This is a genomic window from Hymenobacter crusticola (genome assembly GCF_002154225.1).
Lineage (GTDB): Bacteria > Bacteroidota > Bacteroidia > Cytophagales > Hymenobacteraceae > Hymenobacter > Hymenobacter crusticola.
The window spans coordinates 79,166-100,362 of record NZ_MTSE01000004.1; the positions used below are offsets into that span (position 1 = coordinate 79,166).

The window sequence follows — 21,197 nt, forward strand, 5'->3', positions numbered from 1 at the left end:
GACCAAAGGTAAGAGCGCCTCACAAACTCCGCACGAAAGCGGCCATCTTCTCCCGCGTAGCTTCGTCGGGCAGCTCGCCTGCGCCGGCTTTCAGATTATCGGCGAGGTGCTGCGGGTCGCGGGTGCCGGGTATCACGCACGTCACAGCGGGGTGGGAGATGATGAATTTGAGTAGGAACTGCGGCCAGCTGCTGATACCTAGCTCGTTGGCCCATTCCGGTAGCGGCTTGCCTTGCACGCGGCTCAGCAAGTTGCCTTCGGTGAAGGGCCGGTTGATGAGCGTGGCAACCCCGTGCTCGGCGGCCGTGGGCAGCAGACGTTGCTCGGCGTGGCGGTCGAGAATGGAGTAGTTGAACTGCACAAAATCGACGCGCTCCGTCGTCAGGAGGCGCGCTAGTTCGGCGTGCATGCCGTCGGTGTAGTGCGTGATACCTAGGTACTTCACCTTGCCCGCGGCCTGCCACTCGCGCAAGGTAGTTAGGTGCGTTTTCCAATCGACTAGGTTGTGCACTTGTATCAGGTCGAGGCTAGTGCGCTGCATGTTGCGCAGCGAGGCTTCCATCTGCTGAATGCCAGCTTGCCGCCCTTGGGTCCAGACTTTGGTGGCGTAAAAAAACTCGTCTCGCGCCGCTGACTGCGCCGTGAGGTTGCCAATAACTTCCTCCGAGCGCCCGTACATCGGCGACGAATCAATGACGGTGCCGCCGCCGGCGTGCAGTGTCTCAAGGGTTTGCTGCAACGGCGGATAAGCGGCTTTGTTGGAAGTATCAAACGTCTGCCAGGTACCTAGGCCGATGACGGGTAGCGGCTGTTGGGTGGATGGAATAAGACGGGTGAGCATATGGGTGAGAGGATGGCGAGTACCATAGAACAACGCGCGCCTGCCGATCCGATGCCCTCGGCGCGCGAATGGCAGGCGCAAGTTGTTTAGCTCTTTGGTGTACACAAGCACGGTGATGAGGCGCGCAGCCGAGGAACGCACCACGGTGCATTTCTACGGAATGATTTTCTCTGTTTTTAGGTGCTCAAACTGATTGCGGAAGGACGTGAAGCTGTCGAGGTGCATTTCATGAAAACCGAAGCGGCGCAGCTTGTTCACATCGAAGAAGGCGTCGGCTTCCACGTTGAAGATGAAGTCGCCGAAAGGCCACTGGGCCAGCTCGGCTAGGGTATGTTGCTTCAGACCGTGCTTCTCCACCATTTGCTGCCACAGCTCGGCTTTGTCTTCCATGTACTCGTGTAGCGGGAAGGTGATGGGCTCGGCGTATTCCACCCCAAAATACTCGGCGAACCTAGGCCACAGCTGACTCCAGCGGAAGACGTCGCCGTTCGTGACGTTGAAGATTTCCTCGTTGCATTCGTCGTGGGTCGACACCCAATCCATGGCCTTGGCCAGAATGTTGGCGTCGGTTACGTTCACCAGCACCTCGTAGGCTTTCAGGCTGCCGGGGAAGCGGAAGGGCACGTTCAGCTCTTTGCACAAGCTGGCGTACACGGCAATAAGGTTGGCGAGATTCATGGGGTTGCCCACGGCAAAACCCACGACAATGTCGGGCCGCACGGCCGTCCAGCTCCACGCTTTGCCCGCCGAGTGCTCGCGCAGAAAGTCTTCCTGGCTGTAGTAGAAGTTAGGCGGGAAGTGGCGCGGATCGGTTTCTAAGGCCGGTGTTTTGTAGCGACCTAGGTGCGCGCCGTATGCCTTGCCGCCTTGAATGAAGGTGAGGTGCTTGAAGTTAGGCGCCACCTGTTCCAAGCCAACCACAAGATTGCGGAGCAATGCTAGGTTCACGTGCGTTTGGGCAGCTAGGGTCTTGCCCTCGATGTAGGCGGCGTAAAACACGTGCGTCACTTCGCGCAGTTGCTCGGCCTGCTGGGCCACGGCTTCGGGGTCGAGCAAGTCCAGCTGTACGTACTGGGCCGGGGTTTCATAATCCAACGGCGAGGCCGAGGTAACCAGAGTGTTCCAGGTGCCGGCTGCAAGCAGATGGCTGACGGCATTGCGGCCGATAATGCCGTTGCCACCGACGACGAGAACAGTGTTCGTAGGCATGAAGTCTTGGTTGAGTAGGTAAGAGTAAAGCAGTAGAGGTGCTTCGACCAGCTTAGCGTGATACGGGGCTAGTGGTCGTCGTCATCATCGAACTTGCCCATGCTGCCGCTTTCAAAATCGGCCATGGCTTGAATCAGTTCTTTGTTGGTGTTCATCACGAAGGGGCCGTACGTCGCTAGCGGCTCTTCGATGGGCTCCCCAGCTAGCACCAGCAGAATGCTGTCTTCGGCGCAGGTAACGGAAATAGCCGGTGAATCCCAGCCAAACACCACGAGCTGCTTGGTGTGCGCGGGGCGGTTGCCGTTGAAGGTCACGTCGCCCGTTACCACGTAAATGCCCACGTTGTACTCGGCGGGCAGTTCCAGCGTTACGTCGGCGCCCTGAGCTAGGTGCACGTCCAGCATGGTGATGGGGGAGAAGGTTTCGGCGGGGCCACTGGTGCCCTCGTAGCTACCGGCAATCACGCGGATGGTACCTAGGCCATCGGGCGTTTGGAGGCTTGGGATGACCGTGGCGGGCAACTCCTGGTAGCGGGGCGGGGCCATTTTGTCCTTCTTCGGCACATTCACCCACAGTTGCGCTAGCTCCAGTGTGCCGCCTTCCTTGGCAAACTCCCGCTCGTGCCGTTCCTCGTGCAGGAGGCCCGAGCCGGCCGTCATCCATTGCACGTCACCGGGGCCGATTTTACCGCTGTAGCCGGCCGTATCGCGGTGAGCTAGGTAGCCCTGGTACACAACGGTCACGGTTTCGAAGCCGCGGTGCGGGTGTGGGGGCGTGCCAAGGGGAGCCTCGGTTGGCGCAACGGGCATGGGGCCCGTGTGGTCGATGAGCAGGAAAGGGCTGAGTTGCCGGATGCGCGGCCCTGGCATGGGGCTGGTCACGTCGAACCCGTCGCCAACGAATTTCTTGTTGCCGTCGATAACCTGAAATATTCTTCTAGGGATGGTTGCGGTTTCCATGAGGAGAAAAGGTGTTTGTTAAAAGGTCGGGTCAGGCTGTTGTTTCGAGCTACGCACGCTAATCTAAATCTTCCGTAAGATCGAGTTCTAGGGGTTCGGGCTGCACGTGAAAAGCTTCCTTCAGCGCCATGCGCATCATGTTCCAGGCCTGCTCGGCGGCTTCTTTGGGGCCTGAGTGCGTAAACGCATGATCGACGCCCTGGAACTCCCGGTGCGTGACGGGCACGCCGAACTGGCGCAGCTTCTCGGCGTAGGCGCTGCCATCGTCGCGGAGCAGATCATACTCGGCCGTGATAATGAGGGCGGGCGCTAGGCCGGTCAGATTGTCGGCGAGCAGGGGCGAGGCCAGCGGATTCGTCCAGTCGGTGGGGCAGGGCGCATACACATGCTTAAAGAAGGCCGTTAGCTCGACGGAAAGTACCTGCTTGCGACGCGACAAAACATGTTTGTGCCGGGTACGCTCGGCAATGTTGAGCGACGGATAATCAAGAATCTGCAGAGCCAGCGGAAAGTCCTGGCGCTCTTTCACCAGCAGCGCCACGGCCGCCGCGATGCTGCCGCCCGCGCTGTGCCCACCAATAGCTAGCCGGCCGCCGTCGTAGCCGAGGGTAGCAGCTTGGTCAGACACCCATTTCACCACCTCGTAGCTCTGAAAGATAGCTGCCGGGAAGGGGTGCTCTGGCGCCAAGACGTAATCAACATTCACTACCAAGCACTGCGCATGGTGAGCTAGGTAGCGGCACAGCAGATCATCTTGCTGCGGGTAGCCGATCATGAAGCCGCCCCCGTGAAAGTTGATGTACACCGGCAGCGGGTCGTGGGTGACGGCTGCGGGCCAATAAAAAGTGACGTTGGCGGGTCCATAGGCGGTAGGGGCTACCCGCTGCTCAATCGCGCGCATGGCGACTTCCGGCAGGCCTAGCTGCTTGGTTCTGAGCCGCATTCCTCGGATAAGCTGACGCAGCAAAGCCAGTCGGATACGACCGGCGGTTGTGATAGTGGCGCACTTATCTTCTTGAATGGTGAAAGGTTTACTGCGAAAAGCCCAGGTGATCAGGCCGGCGCCAAGCGCAGGGGCGAGTAGGAGGGCGGCTGTTTTCTTTTGCATGGTTGGTTGTGGTGGCGCTAGCAGGAGCAAGGCCAAAAAGCTAGGTCAGATGCTTTCATACGGACCCACGGGCAAAAGGAAGGTGCCTGCCCTTGTCATTCTAAGGCATTCCGAAAGGAGTAGAGTGACTACGCTGGAGCTAGAGCCGAACACGAAAGCTAGGGTCAGGACTAAAAAGCGCTACGCCTGAAAAAGGAGAGCTAGGGCTAGCGTGTCTTTATTGCGCTTACAGTTCGTCGGCGAAAGCCGCACCACATCCATCGGATTCGACGCTTCGGTAACCTTTAGTTTCGTTGGCCTCGGCAGTCGGCCACTTTTGGGTCATTACAACGCCCCGACGTCATGAAACGACTGCTACTCTCCCTGCTGCTCCTGTTGCTTGCTACCTACCACCTAGCTGCCCAAACCCACACGACCACGCTCAGCGGCACCATCCGCGACGCGGCCGGTCAGCCCTTGCCCGGCGTGAATGTGTTCCTGAAAACAACCTTCGACGGGGCCAGCACCGATACCCTAGGGCACTTCCGCTTCACTACGCAGCAGACCGGCACGCTGCCGCTGCTGGCCACGATGCTAGGGTATCAGCCCCAGGAGCAACCCGTTGCGCTCGATGGTAGCGCCAAGCGCTTTGCGTTCGTACTGAAGCCTGTACGCAATCAGCTTGGCGACGTAGTGATTAGCTCCGGCACTTTCGAAACAGGAGAAAGCAAGCACAACACCGTCTTCACCTCGCGCGATGTGGTGACAACGGCCGGTGCCTCCGCCGACGTGGCAGGCGCGTTCAATACCATGCCTGGCACTACCCGCAACGGGGAAGAAGGCAAGCTGTTTGTGCGCGGTGGAGCAGCCGGCGAAACCCGGCAATACCTAGATGGTGTGCCGCTGCAAAGCCCCTACAACGCTAGCGTGGCCGGCCTACCAGCGCGCGGGCGGTTTTCGCCGACGCTATTCAAAGGCATGGCTTTCAGCACGGGCGGCTACTCAGCCGAGTACGGGCAGGCGTTGTCGGCCATCGTGGCGTTGAACTCCGAAGACCTAGCTTCGGAAACCCAGACGGGCATCTCGCTTATCTCGCTGGGCAGTTTGAGCTTGTCGCACCAACAGCGCTATGAACGGTCGTCGGTGGCCGTCACGGGAGATTACATGAACATGCGGCCGTATTTCGGACTCATGCCCCAGCGCACGCTCAGAGCTTATCAGTCGAGCGGCGGCTCGGTGGCGCTGCGGCAGAAAACCGGCGACGCAGGCATGCTGAAAGCGTACGGTGCCTTCAACCAGCAGAACATCGGTGCGCTTACTTCTGATGCTCAGTGGGCTAGCGGCCGGCCTATCAGCTTGCGGGCTAATAATGTGTACGCCAACACGACTTTCCGCAGCCCGCTCACCCGGGGCTGGTCAGTACAGACCGGCGTAGCGGCCACGCGTGACAACCAGACGGCCAGCATCGCTACCCGCCCGGCTTCGACCCAGGAAACATACAACCAGACCATGAATGAATTGGATCAGTCGGTTGTGGGCCGGTTGGTATTCACCAACGACTCGGCCAGCACCTATTGGAACCTGAAGCTAGGTGCTGAAGGCCTGCTCCAGCGCCACGAGCAGCGCTTCGAAGCGGCACCGCGCGACACCACATTCGGCTTCGACGAGCGGCGCATAAGCGGCTTTGCCGAATCCGATATTGCTTTCAGCAACAAGCTCGTAGGCCGCGTCGGCGGACGGGCCGAGTACTCTGCTGTGCTAGGTCGCTGGAACGCCGCGCCGCGCCTCGCCTTGGCGTACCAAGTGAATGAGAAAACGCAGGTTTCTGGCGCTTGGGGTTACTTCTACCAAAATCCTGGCAACGACCTCTTGCTCCGCGCCGCACAGCCCACCCGTCTGCGCTTCGAGCGGGCCCAGCACGTGCAACTCACGTACTTCCGCAGCTTCCAGAATCGCACGCTGCGCGTGGAAGCCTACGCCAAAAACTACGCGCACTTGGTTCGCTACCATGTGTACAATCTGAACATCCCCGCGTATTCGCTTTCGCCCGCCGATCCTGCTTCGTACCAGAGTACTGGCACCGGGTATGCCCGCGGCATAGATGTGCTGTGGCGCGACCGAAAAACTATCAAAAACGGTGACTACTGGATCAGCTACGGCTTCCTGGATACCAAACGGCAGCAGCGCTTCGACCCTGTGGTAGCGGTGCCTACCTTCGCCGCGCGCCACAACGTGTCTTTGGTCGGCAAGTACTGGGTCAGCAAGCTACACACGCAGGTAGGCGCTACCTACACTTACAACAGCCCCCGCACCTACTACAATCCCAACGACCAAGACGGCTACAACCGCGGCCGTCTGCCTAGCTTCCAAGACGTTAGCCTGAATGCTAGCTACCTCACCACGTTGTGGAAGAACTTCACCATTGTGCACGTTTCCTGCACCAATGTGTTAGGTCGGCAGAACGTGTATGGCTACCGCTACGCTGCCACCAAGGACGCCAATGGCCAATACGCCAGCACAGCTGTGCTGCCTTCTGCGCCTCGCATGGTATTCGTCGCCTTGTTGATTTCCATTAACAAGAAGCGCCCCGCCGACACTGAAACAGCACCCGAGTAGCCGTTAAGTTTGTTAGGGAAGAGAGGGGGTGCGCGGCACTCTCTTCAAGTCTAGAAGGCAAACGCAGTGGCAGCGTAGTTCATAGCTGCTTGCCTTGCAACGGCTCTAAATGCGAAACCAACGGCAAGACGCGATGAGCGCGAGGAGCTGCTACCTAGTCTTTCCTGCCTCTGCGTTCCTGCCTACATGTGCCTGCGCCCCAGCTTTGTCTGGTCAAACGGCGCTTGCAACGATGGCAAGAACCCTCCTTGTTCCCAATGCTGCTTGAGGCGTGGAAGAAGCAAGAGCCGTAAGTAGGAGCTAGCGCAAAAAGCAGATCAGGTAGCTAGGTCTTGCTTTTTGCTCTTTCTGTAATCGGAGGGCAGTATATTGAACTTGGCTTTGAAGGATTTGGTGAAGTAGTGAGGAGTCGCAAACCCAACCTGATAGGCAATTTCAGAGATAGTCAAGTCGCTTTCGCCTAGTAGTACGGCTGCCCGCTCTAGTTTGAAAGACCGTATAAACTCGACAGGAGGCATGCCCGTCAATTCTAGTAGTTTGTTGTACATCGAGCCGCGGCTCATGCCAAAATGCTCACTTAGTTCCTCCACCGAAAAGTTTGAGTTCGTGAGGTTCTTCTCGATATGCAGCACCACATTGTTGAGAAACTTCTCACTGCTTGATGCTATATCTACGTGGTTCAGTACTACTTTCAGTTGCTTGGTGTACGTGGTTTTCAACGATCGATTCAACTCAAGTAGGTTTCTGATTTTAGCGTTCAGAATCTCGAAGTTGAATGGTTTGGTCAAATAGTCGTTGGCGCCTGACTCTAGGCCTTTCAGCTGCTCCTCCTCCCGCGTTAGGCCGGTCAGCAGAATAATCGGGATATGGCTAGTGCGTTTATCGGATTTTAGCTTACGGCTCAAGGCAACGCCATCCATATACGGCATGGTGATATCGCTGACAATCAGATCGGGGTGGCAAGCTAGGGCCTTATACCACCCATCCTTGCCGTTCAATACGTCCGTGACTTTATAATGCTCTTTTAGGTTGTCTTTCAAATAGTACCGAAACTCGTCGTCGTCTTCCACAATCAGTAGATGCGGCAACTCGCTAGCGGCTTGTCTCTTAGGAAGTTTCTCCAGCGGTTTTGGCTCTCGGCTAGGTTCCGGTATCTCCAGGTTTTCTGTGCTGTCGGGTAGGAGGGGAGAGGTTGTTAAAGGAAGTACCACCGTGAAGGTTGTGCCTTCGCCGACTGTGCTTTCAACGGAAATTTGACCGCCGTGTAGCTGCACAAATTCCTTGGTGATGGAAAGGCCAATACCGCTACTCTGGCCCACCACGGAAGCTACTTGATGCCCCTGAAAGAAGCGTTGAAAAATAAGCTCTTGTTTATCTGGCGGAATGCCTACACCAGTGTCAGCGACCTGAATACAGATCGTTTTTCCCTGCGTGTCATCGTGGCTGGCCTGCACTGCTAGCTCCACGCTGATTTTTCCGCCTTCTGGGGTGAATTTGAAAGCATTCGAGAGAAGATTAACCAGGATGCGCTCCACTTTGTCGTAATCAAATTGCACGAACAGCTTCTTGGAGGGCAAGCGCAACGACAGATCAATCTTCTTCACTTCCGCTAGGTCCTGAAAAGAGTCGGTTACTTCCCTGACGAAGGCCGTAATCTCGCCAGCCGAGAGGTTCAGGCTGAGCTCGTGCTCTTCCATCTTCCGGAAGTCTAATAACTGGTTGACCAAGTGCAAGAGTCGACGTGCGTTGCGCCGGATCACGTGCAGCTGTCCGGCACTGTGGGGATCCTGCTGCTGCGCCAGCAACTTATCAGTAGGCGCCAGAATCAACGAAATAGGAGTGCGAAACTCGTGACTTAGATTAGTCAAAAACTTGATTTTCAGCATGTCCAGTTCGCGGACCCGCTCCCTCTCGTTTTGTTCCTGTTGCTGCTCAAACTCTGCCTTTAATTTTTTGATGCCCCGATAACGGATATATAAAAGGGTAAACCCAAATAAAGCTACGTAGAAGATATAGGCATAAATCGTTCTCCAAAAGGGAGGGCTGATTATAATCTTGATAGAAGTGCCGGTTTTATTCCAAACGCCATCGTTGTTGCTAGCTTTTACAATAAATTCGTACTCGCCCGGATCTAGGTTGGTGTAATAAGCAGTGGTTGTAGCACCTACATAATTCCAACCGTCATCAAACCCTTTTAGCTGATAGGCATACTGATTCTTTTTGGGTAGAGTATAATTTAGCGCTGCGTAAACGATCGAAAAATTGTGTTTATAGTTTAAATGAATCTCTTTGGCTACGGCTATTTGCTGCTGCAACGGAGAACTAGCGCTAGGTTCGACAATCTTATTATTGACTCTTAACTCCGTGAAAATGACGGAGGGAACATTTTGATTGAATTTTATGCTTGATGGGTTGAAATAATTTAAACCTTCGATGTTGCCGAAGAATAATAACCCATTGGATAACTTGATGCCTGCGCCATTCAGGAAGGCATTGTTTAGAAGACCATTGTCTTGCGAGTAATTAACAAACTTTTTCCTTTCAATATCTAGTCGGCTTATTCCTTGGTTTGTGCTCACCCATAGGCTACCGTTATTATCTTCTAACGTTTTGTGAATAACGCCGTTCGGTAACCCTTCTTTACTAGAAAATAGAATAAACTTATTCTTGTACGTATCAAAAAGATACAGTCCGTTGCCGCCCGTTCCAATCCATAGATTGCCACGATGATCTTTCTGAATAGACGTAATATCATCTAGCGCTAGTCCTGTTTGTGCCGATTTGTACGCGGTAAATTGCCGCGTGCTTGGATGATAAACGGCAATACCGCTTCCAAGCGACCCGATCCAAATATTACCGTTCGCGTCTTCCTCTATAGCTCTGATGTAATTGTTAATCGGGAATTGTTGATTCCTCGCGCCCCTAGGGTCTGACTTGAACTTGGTAATCTGATTCGTTTCTGGGCTATATATATTTACCCCGCCGCCATTCGTGCCAATCCATATATTCCCATTGCTATCTTCCTTCAAACAAAAAATGTGATTGTCACTTAAATCTGACGCACCTGCACCCCGAAGGAACTGCTTGTAGGAACCGGTTTGGGTATCATAGCAGAATAAGCCATGGTTATACGTGCCTATCCACAAGTGCTTACGACGGTCGAGCACCATACTCAGGATAGGCAAACCAGCTAGGTCAATCCTTTCTTTGCTCTGGATGGAAATACGGCTAAATAAGCCTGTCTTGGGGTGATATACATTGAGCCCACCCCCATCTGTGCCGACAAATACATCCCCAGTAGGGCTCTCCGCAAAGGAAGTAACCAACGGAGCATTCAGCCCGAACGGGTCAAGTTCGCTACCGCGCTTCCCATTGAATAAGGTGAGGTTCCGGTCGAATTTATTAATCCCTCCCTTATACGTTCCGACCCAATGAATGCCTTGTGAGTCAATTAATATACTTTGTATCGATTTGCTGTTTAAGCTAAAGTTTTCCCGGCTGTTGTGCACATACCGAGTAACTTTTCCCGATACAATATCCATCACGCCTAATCCACCATCGGTACCAATCCAAATCGTGTTGTTTTGGTCAGCTGCTATGCAATTAATATAATTATTGCTGATAGTGTGATTGTCTCTGTAGTCGAATTTGAAATTTCGAAAACTTCTCTCATCCACACTAAGTTGGCTTAGACCGTTACCTGTGCCTAGCCACAACTGTCCATTTTGATCTTCTGCTATGGTGCGGACTGTATCGCTTACTAAGCTATAGGCATTAACTCGGTCATGCGTGAATCTCTGAAGTGAATATGATTTCTCTTTTTGCAGATATAAGCCATGCTCAGTTCCGATCCACACCCTGTTTTTACGGTCTTTGTAAACACATAAAGGATTAGATGCTTTTGAAGATTTGAGCGGCTGATTAAACGAAATCTGGCTAAGCGTAGATGTTCTGAGATCTAAAACATATACTCCCGTAATTGTAACAAACCAGAGATTACCGAAGGAATCGCTGCATAGATATTTTACGTATTTACTATCTGACCGATTGTTGTTGTTATTGAAAGGGTAAGGAATGAATGTATCCAGCAACCGGTCGTAGCTATACAGTGAGCTACCCATTGTTCCTACCCACAAACGACCCGCTTTATCCTCATATAGAGCGGAAATATCTACCTTCTGAAAGCCAGAAGTTTTAGATGTGCCTAGATGGTATACTTTAAAATTACGGCCATCATATCTATTCAATCCTTCCTCCGTAGCAATCCAGAGTAAACCGTTTTTGTCTTTTAAAATACGGTTTATCGTATTAGAAGATAAGCCATCTTTCGCGGTTAGCGTAGTAAATTTTATATCATCAGGTTGAGCCGAAGCAGGGTGCACTAATAACCCTAATGCTAGGTATAGTAGCAATATGAATACCCAACTAGAAGTTGCGTAGCCGAAGCAATTTACTATCTGCCTCATATCATATTTACCTTTTCTATCCCTTACCAAATTAGAAGTATTCGACACAAAGCTGTCCAATTAAGAATGAATAGTGGAGCAAACCCATTTTCCATAGTGCGTTCGTTATTGCTCACTGCCAACTGCAATAAAAGCTTATACAAAGATAACATTCGCCTACTAGCCAGAGGAGTTAGGCTGCCTATCGCCTATTCAGACTAGCAAACGACGGCGGAAACGATTGCGCTGCTGAAATCAATTGATCAGCACTGAGAAGTGAAATGTGTTGTGTAGAGAGCGATTTTACGATATGGCTTATCTGTTATTAGTCCAATTAAGTTGATCGATTGATCATCAGTTACTCAAGGCTTTGTGTAGGTACGCTGTTGTAGCTCAAATCACCTTCAGTTAAGATGGCTCTCTTTAGTACAGGCAGATAGGATACCTAATGCTGATAGTCTTGTTGACCGAATGAATAGCCACAACAAGATATGGCTGAAGCAAGCGATGCTGGCGTAGAATCTTATGTAATGTGCATTTCTAACTATACAAATTCGTGTTGTTTTTGCATTAAGTGGAGAACAATAAATGTACAATAAGATAACACAATAGTTCAAAATATGCTCTCAGTTGCTTTGGAAGCATGTTTTCTATTTATCAATTACTGCAAAACAGTTGAACATCTATTGTAAGAATATAAGCATATCTGCGCTAACAAAGCGAATACCTTTGAATTACTACACAGGTAGCTTTAGCACAGGGTACATCTAGTCCTTTTAGGTTGATCTGGTGCCTATAAGAGAGTAGTGGCTGCTATTTCATATGATATGAATAGTAATAACAACCCTTGCATTGCTCGTCCATACTACCTGTCCTACTTGTAGTACAAGGGCTAGATTGGCAAGGATATATTCTTGGGTGTGAATTGATTTTATCCTACTTATAGAACGTGAATGAAGATGCATGTCAGTCGGCCTAGTTTATAGTAAAGTGTTGCTGCCTATCTCCCGGAGTTCAAGTTCTACAGTTGCATGAGTCGCTTTTTTTAATTTATGCTACCACAATCGATTGCGCAATCGATTACGGATAAGATAGCTCAGCTCCTCAGGGAGTGACTAGCTTTTATAAATTCTTTCTTCCAACAATTTCCCACCTATCATGAAAGCACCTTTATACGCTGCGATGCTACGTTTCGGGCAACCAGTAGCGCGCGGGGCAGTAGTCCTGTCCTTGCTTGGTCTAACGCCCACGCTGGTAATGGCGCAAGCCACACAAACAGTTTCCGGCCAAGTTGTCGGCGCAGACAGTGGCGAAGGACTGCCCGGCGTCACTGTTCTACAAAAAGGTACCACCAACGGGGTTTCTACCAATAGTGCCGGAGAATTTACGTTGTCGGTCCCAACTGGGAGCACGCTGGTATTCAGTGCTATCGGTTTTGTAAGCCAAGAGGTAGTCGTTTCCGGAGCTAGCATAAACATCAAGCTGGCTACCAATTCCAAGGCGCTGGACGAAGTAGTGGTCGTAGGTTATGGCACGCAGCGAGCAGAAGCGGTAACCGGGTCAGTGGCTTCTATTAGTGGCGAGAACTTGCGCGAAGTGCCCGCAGCTAACATTTCACAGGCTCTGCAAGGCCGGTTACCCGGTGTGCAATTTTCGCAAACCTCCTCCCAGCCGGGCGCTGCCACGCAGATTCGGATCCGTGGGGTACGGTCACTCACTGCCAGTAATGATCCGCTGATCGTACTGGATGGCATTCCTTTTCCGGGCTCTATCGGCGACATCAACCCCAACGACATCCAGAGTGTTGACATTCTGAAAGATGCCTCGGCCACCGCTATTTACGGGTCGCGTGGGGCGAACGGCGTTGTGTTGGTAACCACTAAAGGCGGGAAAGTAGGGCAGAAACCGCAAATAACGTATGATGGGTTCGTTGGCGCGAAAACACTCTTCTCCCGATACCCCATGATGAATGGGCCCGAGTTTGTTGAGCTTCGCCGAGCAGCAGGCCTGTACTCCAACCTCAACACCGGCGTTGTTCAATACGGCCTAGATGAGGCGCCTGACGTGAATACCGATTGGCAGGATAAACTCTACAAAACGGGTATGCAGGTCAACCAGAACGTAGGGGTCTCTGGCGGCACGCAGAACGGGCGTTATAATTTCAACGCGGGTTATTACCAGGAAGAAGGTGTCATTCCAACCCAGCAGTACACCCGTTATTCCGTGCGCGGAACGCTCGACCAAGGCGTTGGCAAGTACGTTCGTGTGGGCTTCACGGCAAACAACAGCTATAGCTTAACCGAAGGCGGCAACGTAGGTATATACGGCACGTTGGCTTCAACACCTATTGCCAATCCATACAACGCGGATGGCTCTTTGAAAAGAGTTATCAGCATGGTACAGGATAATCAGTGGGTGTATAACAAAGATGTCGTAGAGGCTAACAAGGACAAATGGTTAAGCCAATCAAGAAGCTTTGCCAGCTACAACTCCATCTTCGGAGAGTTTAAAATTCCGGGAGTAGAGGGGTTGAAGTATCGCCTCAATCTGGGCGTAAACTATCGGCAGAGCCAGGGTGGTTCTTACACCGGGCGGGGCATCGGTTCTGACAATCCGGATAACCTTTCTACGGGCTCGGTTAACAACTCCGTTACGACCGATTATACCGTTGAGAACATCCTGTCGTACGACCGCACTTTTGCCGGGAAGCATAATATAAATGCAATAGCCCTGTACTCGGCTTCCAATAACGTGTTCAACCGGTCGCAGATTAATGCCCGGGATATTCCTTCTGACGCCTTCCAGTTCTACAACCTAGGACTAGCCGCCGGCGAAATCACCGTACCGACTCAGAATGGCGAACAAGGATATACAAAATATGGTCTGTTGTCTTACATGGGCCGCGTGATGTACTCCTACGACGACCGGTACCTGCTGTCAGCTACGGTCCGTTCGGATGGCTCCTCGCGCCTCTCGCCGGGCTATCAATGGAATACCTACCCCGCTGTGTCGGTAGGCTGGAACGTAGCCAAAGAATCGTTCATGCAAGATGTTTCGGCTGTGAACATGCTGAAGTTTCGGGCTGGCTATGGCATTACGTCGAACCAATCTGTTAACCCGTACGCTACCCTAGGCCGGTTAACGACCCGTCCCTACAATTTTGGTCCGACTGGCTACCAGACCGGCTTGTATGTGAGCGAACTGCCTAACCCGAAATTGGGTTGGGAGTACTCGAAAACGTGGAACTACGGGGTAGATTTCGCGGTCCTAGATAACCGTCTTTCCGGTACGGTCGAGTATTATGTCACCAAAACTGAAAACCTGCTGCTCAGCGTAGGCTTGCCAGCCACTTCGGGCGTAGGGAGCTACACGGCCAACGTTGGCGCTACCCAGAACAAAGGCATTGAGCTTTCATTGAACGGGGTAATCCTGAACAACCTCAACGGCTGGACTTGGGAAGCGGGCGTTAACATGTATGCCAACCGCAACAAGATTACGTCGCTTGCGGGGAACCAGCCCAGGGATGAAAACAACTGGTGGTTCGTTGGAAAACCGATCAACGTAGTTTTTGACTACGAGAAAACAGGGCTTTGGCAAGAAGGAGACCCATACCTGAGCATTCTGGAGCCCGGCGGCCAAGTAGGCATGATTAAGGTGAAATACACCGGCGACTACAATGCAGATGGTACCCCTACCCGAGCCATTGGCGCAGCAGACCGGCAAATTCTGGATACCAACCCCAAATTCCAGGGCGGATTCAATACCCGGGTGGCGTATAAAGGCTTTGATTTGAGCACGGTAGGTATCTTCCAAAACGGCGGCTTGCTCAATAGCACCATCTACGGCTCGGCCGGCTATCTCAACATGCTGACCGGTCGTCGTGGGAACGTGAAAGTGGATTACTGGACTCCTACTAACACGGATGCCAAATATCCTAACCCAGCTGGTCCCAGAACCGGCGACAATCCGAAGTATGGCAGCACGCTTGGGTACTTCGATGCTTCTTATCTGAAAATACGCACCATCACACTCGGCTATAATTTCGACAACATCACCTGGTTGAAAAATAAGGGCGTGAGCAGAATGCGCCTTTACGCGACGGCCCAGAACCCGTTTGTGTTCTTCTCGCCTTATAAGAAAGAGTCGGGCATGGATCCGGAAACCAACTCGCGCGGCAACGAAAATGCGGCCGTAGCATATGGCGCCAACCTCAGCCGCATCCTGACGCTGGGAACTAATGCCCCGGCCACCCGCACGTATCTCGCAGGCCTTACCCTTACCTTCTAAGGAAATCAGACATGAAACGTTCTAACATAACCTTTTTAATTGGGGCAGCGGTAATCTCGATGGCCGCGCCTGGCTGCTCAGATTTGCTGGAGGAACAGCCCAGAAGTTTTTACGAGCCGGGCTTTTTTCAAACCGAAAGAGGTGTTAACGGAGGGTTGACATCTATGTATGCTCACCTGCGCTCCATCTACGGAGAGGCTTACTATTATAATACCACCGAAACCGGTACAGACGAAGTAACCTACGGCCAAAGTGCCGACGAGAACTTCCTGGCCGCAGACCTCTCAGGCAGAGCGGCGCTTAACGGCAACAACAGCCGCGCCGATAGAGTGTGGTTCGGGGCGTTCCCCAACATCAATACGGCTAATGGCGTTATTAAAAATGCCTCTGCCGTAGGTACCGTTTCGCCGGCCTTGGTTGCTGAAGCGCGGTTCTTCCGGGCCTTCGACTACTTCTTGTTGGTCCAAACCTTTGGGGGCGTGCCGCTGGATTTGGGGTCTGGAGAACTGCAGTTCAACACCAACCCGATTAGAACTTCTACCCGCAACACGGTACCCGAGGTCTATACCAAAGCCGTTTTCCCGGATCTGCTAACCGCAATCAACGACTTGCCGGCGACTCCGCGCGTTATCGGTGGTGTCACCAAAACACTTGCCCGCTTGTATCTGGCAAAAGCCTACCTGACCTATGCTTGGTGGCTTGAAAACCCGAATAACATTCCGACCTATCCAGAGGCTCAACGCACAGATCCTGATGGCCACAACGCCCAATGGTATTATCAAAAGGCGTATGACATAGCAGCTGATGGTATCGACAATCCGGGGCAGTACCGCTTGCAGCCCACGTACTACGATGTGAACGTGGGTACAAATGACCGCAACGCGGAAGCGATGTTGTACGCTGACCATACCGAATCCAGCCAGTTGTATAACGGAGGTGACTTGAGCAATGGTAGTGGCGGCGCCCCTGATAACTTCGCCGGCTGGATGCTGACCTGGAACTATACCGCCATCCGGACCACGGGGGTATATACAGGTAAGCCAAATGCTGCTTTTTCTTCTGTGCAGCGAGAAGCCGTGCAGCCGTTGGGCCGTCCTTGGGTACGTATGGCGCCTACCATTGGCGCCATTACGACCACCTTTGCCGACAAAACCAACGACTCGCGCTACGACGGCACCTTTACTACCGTATACCGGGGTAATTGGCCGAAAGCGGGTGGTGAGCAACCAACAACTGCTCTTAATGCCAACAATTTGCCAGTAAACCCGGGAGATGCCATCCTGACGTTCCTGAACACAGAACCGGCTACTGCCATTACCTATCCTAGCGGAGCAGGCGCAAGTGGCGTAGGCGGAGGCGTGCTGCCCGGCAGAGCGGATTGGGTAATTTCCCCGAGTGGTATCAGCCGAATTACATATCCAGGTCTGTGGAAGCTTGGTCCGTACCGTACGGATAGTGGTACGGGCTTAGGTTCCCCCAATGCTGGCAGCACGCGCCCGTACTACATTGCCAAATTCTCTGAGCTATATTTTATAGCAGCCGAAGCAGCCGTGAAAGGAGCAACCACCAAAGGAGGCAAAAGCGCACGGGAATTGATTAACGTTATTCGGGCCCGGGCCGGCAAATGGCGCTTTGACAACAGTGGCAACGTAGCTAAGGTGCAGGATAACAGCGCGGCTATGGTGGCGGCCACTCCGGCTACGATAGATATCAACTACATCTTGGCAGAACGTTCGCGCGAATACTATGGTGAAGGTTACCGCTGGTATGATCTGGTGCGCACCCAAAAGTGGAATGAGTTGGCTGGTACCTACCGTATTGGCGGCATCAACTTCGGCGACCATACGCCTGCTACCGTAACGCGTACCATTCAGCCGTATCATTACTTGCGTCCCATTCCGCAGGCTCAGCTTGATGCAATGGATGTAGCGTCTGATGTAAAAGCTGCTTATCAGAACCCAGGTTATTAATAGCATGCTGAAAAGGAGTGAAAAATATGGTTGCTCCTATTGAACAGCCACGCTTTTCACTCCTTTTTCTTGAATACATTTTCTACTAGGCAGAAAGTACATACCACACTAGTATGTACCGGCAAGCTGATAGAGCATGTGAAGAAGTGCGTGCCCGCCTTTGTAGCGTCAGAACTATTGCTTACTCTCAGTAACACTGGGAGCTATGGCTCAGATGCGGCCAGGAGCGACCAACGATTTCACGTGTTACGCCCCGTTCCGAAGCAGGAAATTGACTGTACGAGTGGTCAACTGAGCGGTAGCGTTACGCAGGACCCTAGGTGCTAGAGCATTGCGGTAAGTCTAGGAAGGTTAGGGATGGAGCGACTTCTACCAAAAAGTAGCTCCTTCCCTACTCTGGCCTGTTCGCCGGGTGTAACACGGGCATGGCCCACATTGACGGTATGGACACCTTCGTTCGGACGCTGGTGGCGGCCAATGACATCCTGAAGAAGGCGCCCTACAAGCAGTTTCGCCAGCAGCACTATGCTTCGTTCGACAGCGGCCAAGGCAAGGCCTTCGAAGACGGTCAGCTCACGCTGGAAGACCTGGGTATCTATGCCCTGAGCAACGGCGAGTCGGAGCAGAAGAGCGACAAGCAGAAGCAGTTGGAGGGAACCATCAATCAGTACATCTAAACAGTAACAACCGACTTTGCTGAGCTTTCAATAGGAGTGGGAACCTAGAGGAAGATCAGTAGTTACCGACCTGGCTGGCCTTCTACTAGGCGTGGGAACCTAATGGAGGTCAGTCAGGAAGGTTATTGTTCAAAGGGGGTATTCCTGCCATGTTCGTTAACAGGTCATTATCCTACAAAATGGCTACCAGCGTAGCGTTTAGAAGGAGCCAAGGGCGACCTGCTACCCGTGCAAGCTTACCTAGCCCCAACGCTGGAGTACACCAACACGACCGGCTTGCGTTAGGCTAGTTCACTTGATGAGGCGGCCGCTCAACTGGTAAGTCTGCACGCCAATGGTAAGCCTGACAACGGCAACCGACCTTGGCAGCAAGCTGTGGCAGAAAACGTTATTAGTAAAGCTTCCCAACACACTGACCAAGCCTAGCAAGCATGTGCTGAAATTCTGGTTAATAGATCCTGGTATAGTGTTGAAAAAGCTCGTAGTTGGCACTGGTGGCGTAAAGTTTAACACCCTAGCCCCCCGGAAAGGGCGGCGAGTGCTGCGGCTAAAAACGACAAGGACAATAATGACCAGCGCTAGGTCTTCAGTAGGTGTTTCATTCAGAATATGTTGATGCGTAAAGAAAAATTTCTGCTTTGGGTTATGTGTTTGGCTCCTGCACTAAGTTCGGGTCAATCGACGGGGCTGCAAAGCTTTCCTGTGTCGGCGGTGCGCCTACTAGATAGCCCCTTTCGGGAGGCCCAGCAGACGGACCTAGCCTATATGTTGGCACTTAACCCCGACCGGCTGTTGGCGCCCTACCTAGCTGCTGCGGGCTTGCCGCCCAAGGCCGAAAACTACGGCAACTGGGAAAACACGGGGCTGGATGGTCATACGGGTGGGCACTATCTCTCGGCCCTGGCGTATATGTACGCCGCAACCGGGAACGAGCAAGTACACCAGCGGCTCACATACTTTATTGACCAACTGGAAATCTGCCAGCAAAAAAGCGGCAACGGGTACCTAGGTGGCGTGCCAGGTGGCCCTGCTATGTGGGAGCAGGTGAAAGCCGGCAACATCAAGGCCAACAGCTTCGGGTTAAACCAAAAGTGGGTGCCCCTCTACAACCTGCACAAAACCTACGCGGGCCTGCGCGACGCCTACGTGGTAGCTGGCAACGCGAAAGCCCGCGGCATGCTGGTTAAGGTGACAGACTGGTTCTTGGACCTAACGGCCAACCTCACCGATGCGCAGCTGCAAGACATGATGCGCAGTGAGCACGGCGGCCTAAACGAGATATTTGCCGACGTGTCCAGCATTACCGGCGAGCGGAAGTACCTGACGCTAGCCCAACGCTTCTCGCACCGGGCGGTGCTGGAGCCCCTGCTGGCTGGCCAAGACGTGCTCAACGGCATGCACGCCAACACCCAAATTCCGAAGGTGATTGGCTTTGAGCGGATAGCAGAAGCCGGCGGTGACCCAGCCTGGGGCGGAGCGGCGGCCTTTTTCTGGAAAACGGTGGTGGAAAACCGGACGGTTTCCATTGGGGGCAATAGCGTGAGCGAGCACTTCAACCCGGCCACTAGCTTTGCCTCCATGCTGGAAAGCACAGAAGGGCCGGAGACGTGCAACACGTACAACATGCTTAAGCTGAGCAAGGAACTATACCTGACCAGCGGCTCGACCAAGTACTTGGATTACTACGAGCGAGCGACTTACAACCACATTCTCTCCTCGCAACACCCGGGGCAGGGCGGCTTTGTGTACTTCACTCCCATGCGCCCCCGGCACTACCGCGTGTATTCGCAACCCCAGGAAGGCTTCTGGTGCTGCGTGGGCTCGGGCCTAGAAAATCACGGCAAATACGGCGAGCTGGTGTACGCGCACCGCGGGCAGCAAGAAGTGCTGGTGAATCTGTTCATCCCCTCCACGCTCACCTGGGCCGAACAAGGGCTGACCCTGGCTCAGCAAACGACTTTCCCTATGGAGGAGCGTACGCAGCTGAAGCTGAGCCTGAAAAAGCCCCGCACTTTTGCCCTCAGCATTCGGCAGCCGCGCTGGGTGCCTGCGGGCCAGTTGCTGGTGCAAGTGAACGGCCAGCCGGTAACTACTAGCGCTACCTCGCCGGGCTACGTCACGCTGAACCGCAAGTGGCGCTCTGGCGACGTAGTAACCGTGGCGCTGCCCATGACTACCACGGCTGAATACCTGCCGGACCATTCTTCTTGGGTGTCGTTTGTGCACGGCCCGGTGGTGCTGGCAGCCGTCACCGACACCACTGATTTGACGGGCTTACGGGCCAACGGCGCCCGCATGGCCCACGTTCCCAATGGCCGGCTCTATCCGGTGGAAGAAGCCCCCGTGCTCGTGTCGACCAATCCGAACGTGGCTGAGGGTATCAAGCCCGTAGCAGGCCAGCCGCTCACCTTCACGGCCGCTAGCCTGATCGACTCGGACAAGTACCGCAACGTGCAGTTGGTGCCGTTTTATCAGATTCACGACGCACGTTACATGCTGTACTGGCCCGTGACGACGCCAGCCGGTTTGGTAGCCCGCAAAGAAGAGCTGCGACGCAAAGACGAGGAAAAGCGGGCGCTCGAAGCTCGAACCATAGACCAGGTAACTCCCGGCGAACAACAGCCGGAGTCGGACCACGGCTTCCAGGGTGAGCAAACCGAAACGGGCACCTTCCGCAACCGGCACTGGCGGCACGCTACCGGTTGGTTTAGCTACAACCTGCGCAACCCCAAGCGGGCCGCCCGCACGCTGCGGATAACGTACGCGAGCGGCGACAAGAACCGGCAGTTCAGCATTTTGGTAAATGGGCTGCCACTGGCCAAAGTACGGCTGGAGGGCAATCCGCAGGGTGACTTCTACGACGTGGATTATGTGCTGCCGGAAGCACTTCGCAAACCCACTGCGCCAACGGAGCTAACTGTGAAGTTCATAGCGGAAGCATCCTCTACGGCGGGTAGCGTGTACGACGTGCGCCTGCTCCAGTAGGCCGCCAATCGTGTGAGGCTAGGTCGCCACATAACCAAGCTAGGTTGGGTTTGCGGCAACTTACTGCTAGCGCTGGCAAGCTTAAAAAATCAAATCACATTTATCAAAGTACCTTCATTCC

11 protein-coding genes are annotated in these 21,197 nt (G+C 53.4%); 6 read left to right on the forward strand and 5 right to left on the reverse strand.

The window, feature by feature from the left end; genetic code table 11:
* Positions 1 to 19: 19 nt before the first annotated feature.
* The 4 genes from BXP70_RS09685 to BXP70_RS09700 form a co-directional block, all read right to left on the reverse strand.
* Positions 20 to 841 (reverse strand): aldo/keto reductase, encoded by an 822-nt coding sequence (locus BXP70_RS09685; RefSeq protein ID WP_086594181.1) that lies wholly within the window; start codon positions 839 to 841, stop codon positions 20 to 22.
* Between the two features lie 153 nt (positions 842 to 994).
* Entirely contained in the window at positions 995 to 2,050 is a 1,056-nt protein-coding gene (locus BXP70_RS09690) for an SDR family oxidoreductase (RefSeq protein ID WP_086593866.1), read from the reverse strand.
* Positions 2,051 to 2,118: 68 nt separating this feature from the next.
* Positions 2,119 to 3,009, reverse strand: a complete 891-nt coding sequence (locus tag BXP70_RS09695) for a pirin family protein (protein WP_086593867.1) — start codon at positions 3,007 to 3,009, stop codon at positions 2,119 to 2,121.
* 58 nt (positions 3,010 to 3,067) lie between these two features.
* Complete coding sequence (locus BXP70_RS09700; RefSeq protein WP_143436437.1) at positions 3,068 to 4,117, reverse strand: alpha/beta hydrolase; 1,050 nt, start codon at positions 4,115 to 4,117, stop codon at positions 3,068 to 3,070.
* A gap of 342 nt (positions 4,118 to 4,459) precedes the next feature.
* On the opposite strand from BXP70_RS09700, the gene BXP70_RS09705 reads away from it, so the two are divergent.
* A complete protein-coding gene (locus BXP70_RS09705; protein WP_086593869.1) occupies positions 4,460 to 6,712 on the forward strand; it encodes a TonB-dependent receptor in 2,253 nt (750 codons plus the stop codon).
* A gap of 317 nt (positions 6,713 to 7,029) precedes the next feature.
* On the opposite strand, the gene BXP70_RS09710 is transcribed toward BXP70_RS09705, so the two are convergent.
* Positions 7,030 to 11,094, reverse strand: coding sequence for a hybrid sensor histidine kinase/response regulator transcription factor (locus tag BXP70_RS09710; protein WP_179197643.1), 4,065 nt, complete (start codon positions 11,092 to 11,094; stop codon positions 7,030 to 7,032).
* Positions 11,095 to 12,315: 1,221 nt separating this feature from the next.
* Between BXP70_RS09710 and BXP70_RS09715 the strand changes: the two genes are divergently transcribed.
* The 5 genes from BXP70_RS09715 (at position 12,316) to BXP70_RS09730 (ending at position 21,076) form a co-directional block, all read left to right on the forward strand.
* Positions 12,316 to 15,444 (forward strand): SusC/RagA family TonB-linked outer membrane protein, encoded by a 3,129-nt coding sequence (locus BXP70_RS09715; RefSeq protein ID WP_086593871.1) that lies wholly within the window; start codon positions 12,316 to 12,318, stop codon positions 15,442 to 15,444.
* A gap of 11 nt (positions 15,445 to 15,455) precedes the next feature.
* Positions 15,456 to 17,414 (forward strand): RagB/SusD family nutrient uptake outer membrane protein, encoded by a 1,959-nt coding sequence (locus tag BXP70_RS09720; RefSeq protein WP_086593872.1) that lies wholly within the window; start codon positions 15,456 to 15,458, stop codon positions 17,412 to 17,414.
* Positions 17,415 to 17,839: 425 nt separating this feature from the next.
* Complete coding sequence (locus BXP70_RS09725; protein WP_086593873.1) at positions 17,840 to 18,091, forward strand: hypothetical protein; 252 nt, start codon at positions 17,840 to 17,842, stop codon at positions 18,089 to 18,091.
* A 334-nt stretch (positions 18,092 to 18,425) separates the two neighbouring features.
* Positions 18,426 to 18,707 (forward strand): hypothetical protein, encoded by a 282-nt coding sequence (locus tag BXP70_RS31025; protein WP_179197645.1) that lies wholly within the window; start codon positions 18,426 to 18,428, stop codon positions 18,705 to 18,707.
* 29 nt (positions 18,708 to 18,736) lie between these two features.
* Positions 18,737 to 21,076, forward strand: a complete 2,340-nt coding sequence (locus BXP70_RS09730) for a glycoside hydrolase family 127 protein (protein WP_218779770.1) — start codon at positions 18,737 to 18,739, stop codon at positions 21,074 to 21,076.
* Positions 21,077 to 21,197 lie beyond the last annotated feature (121 nt).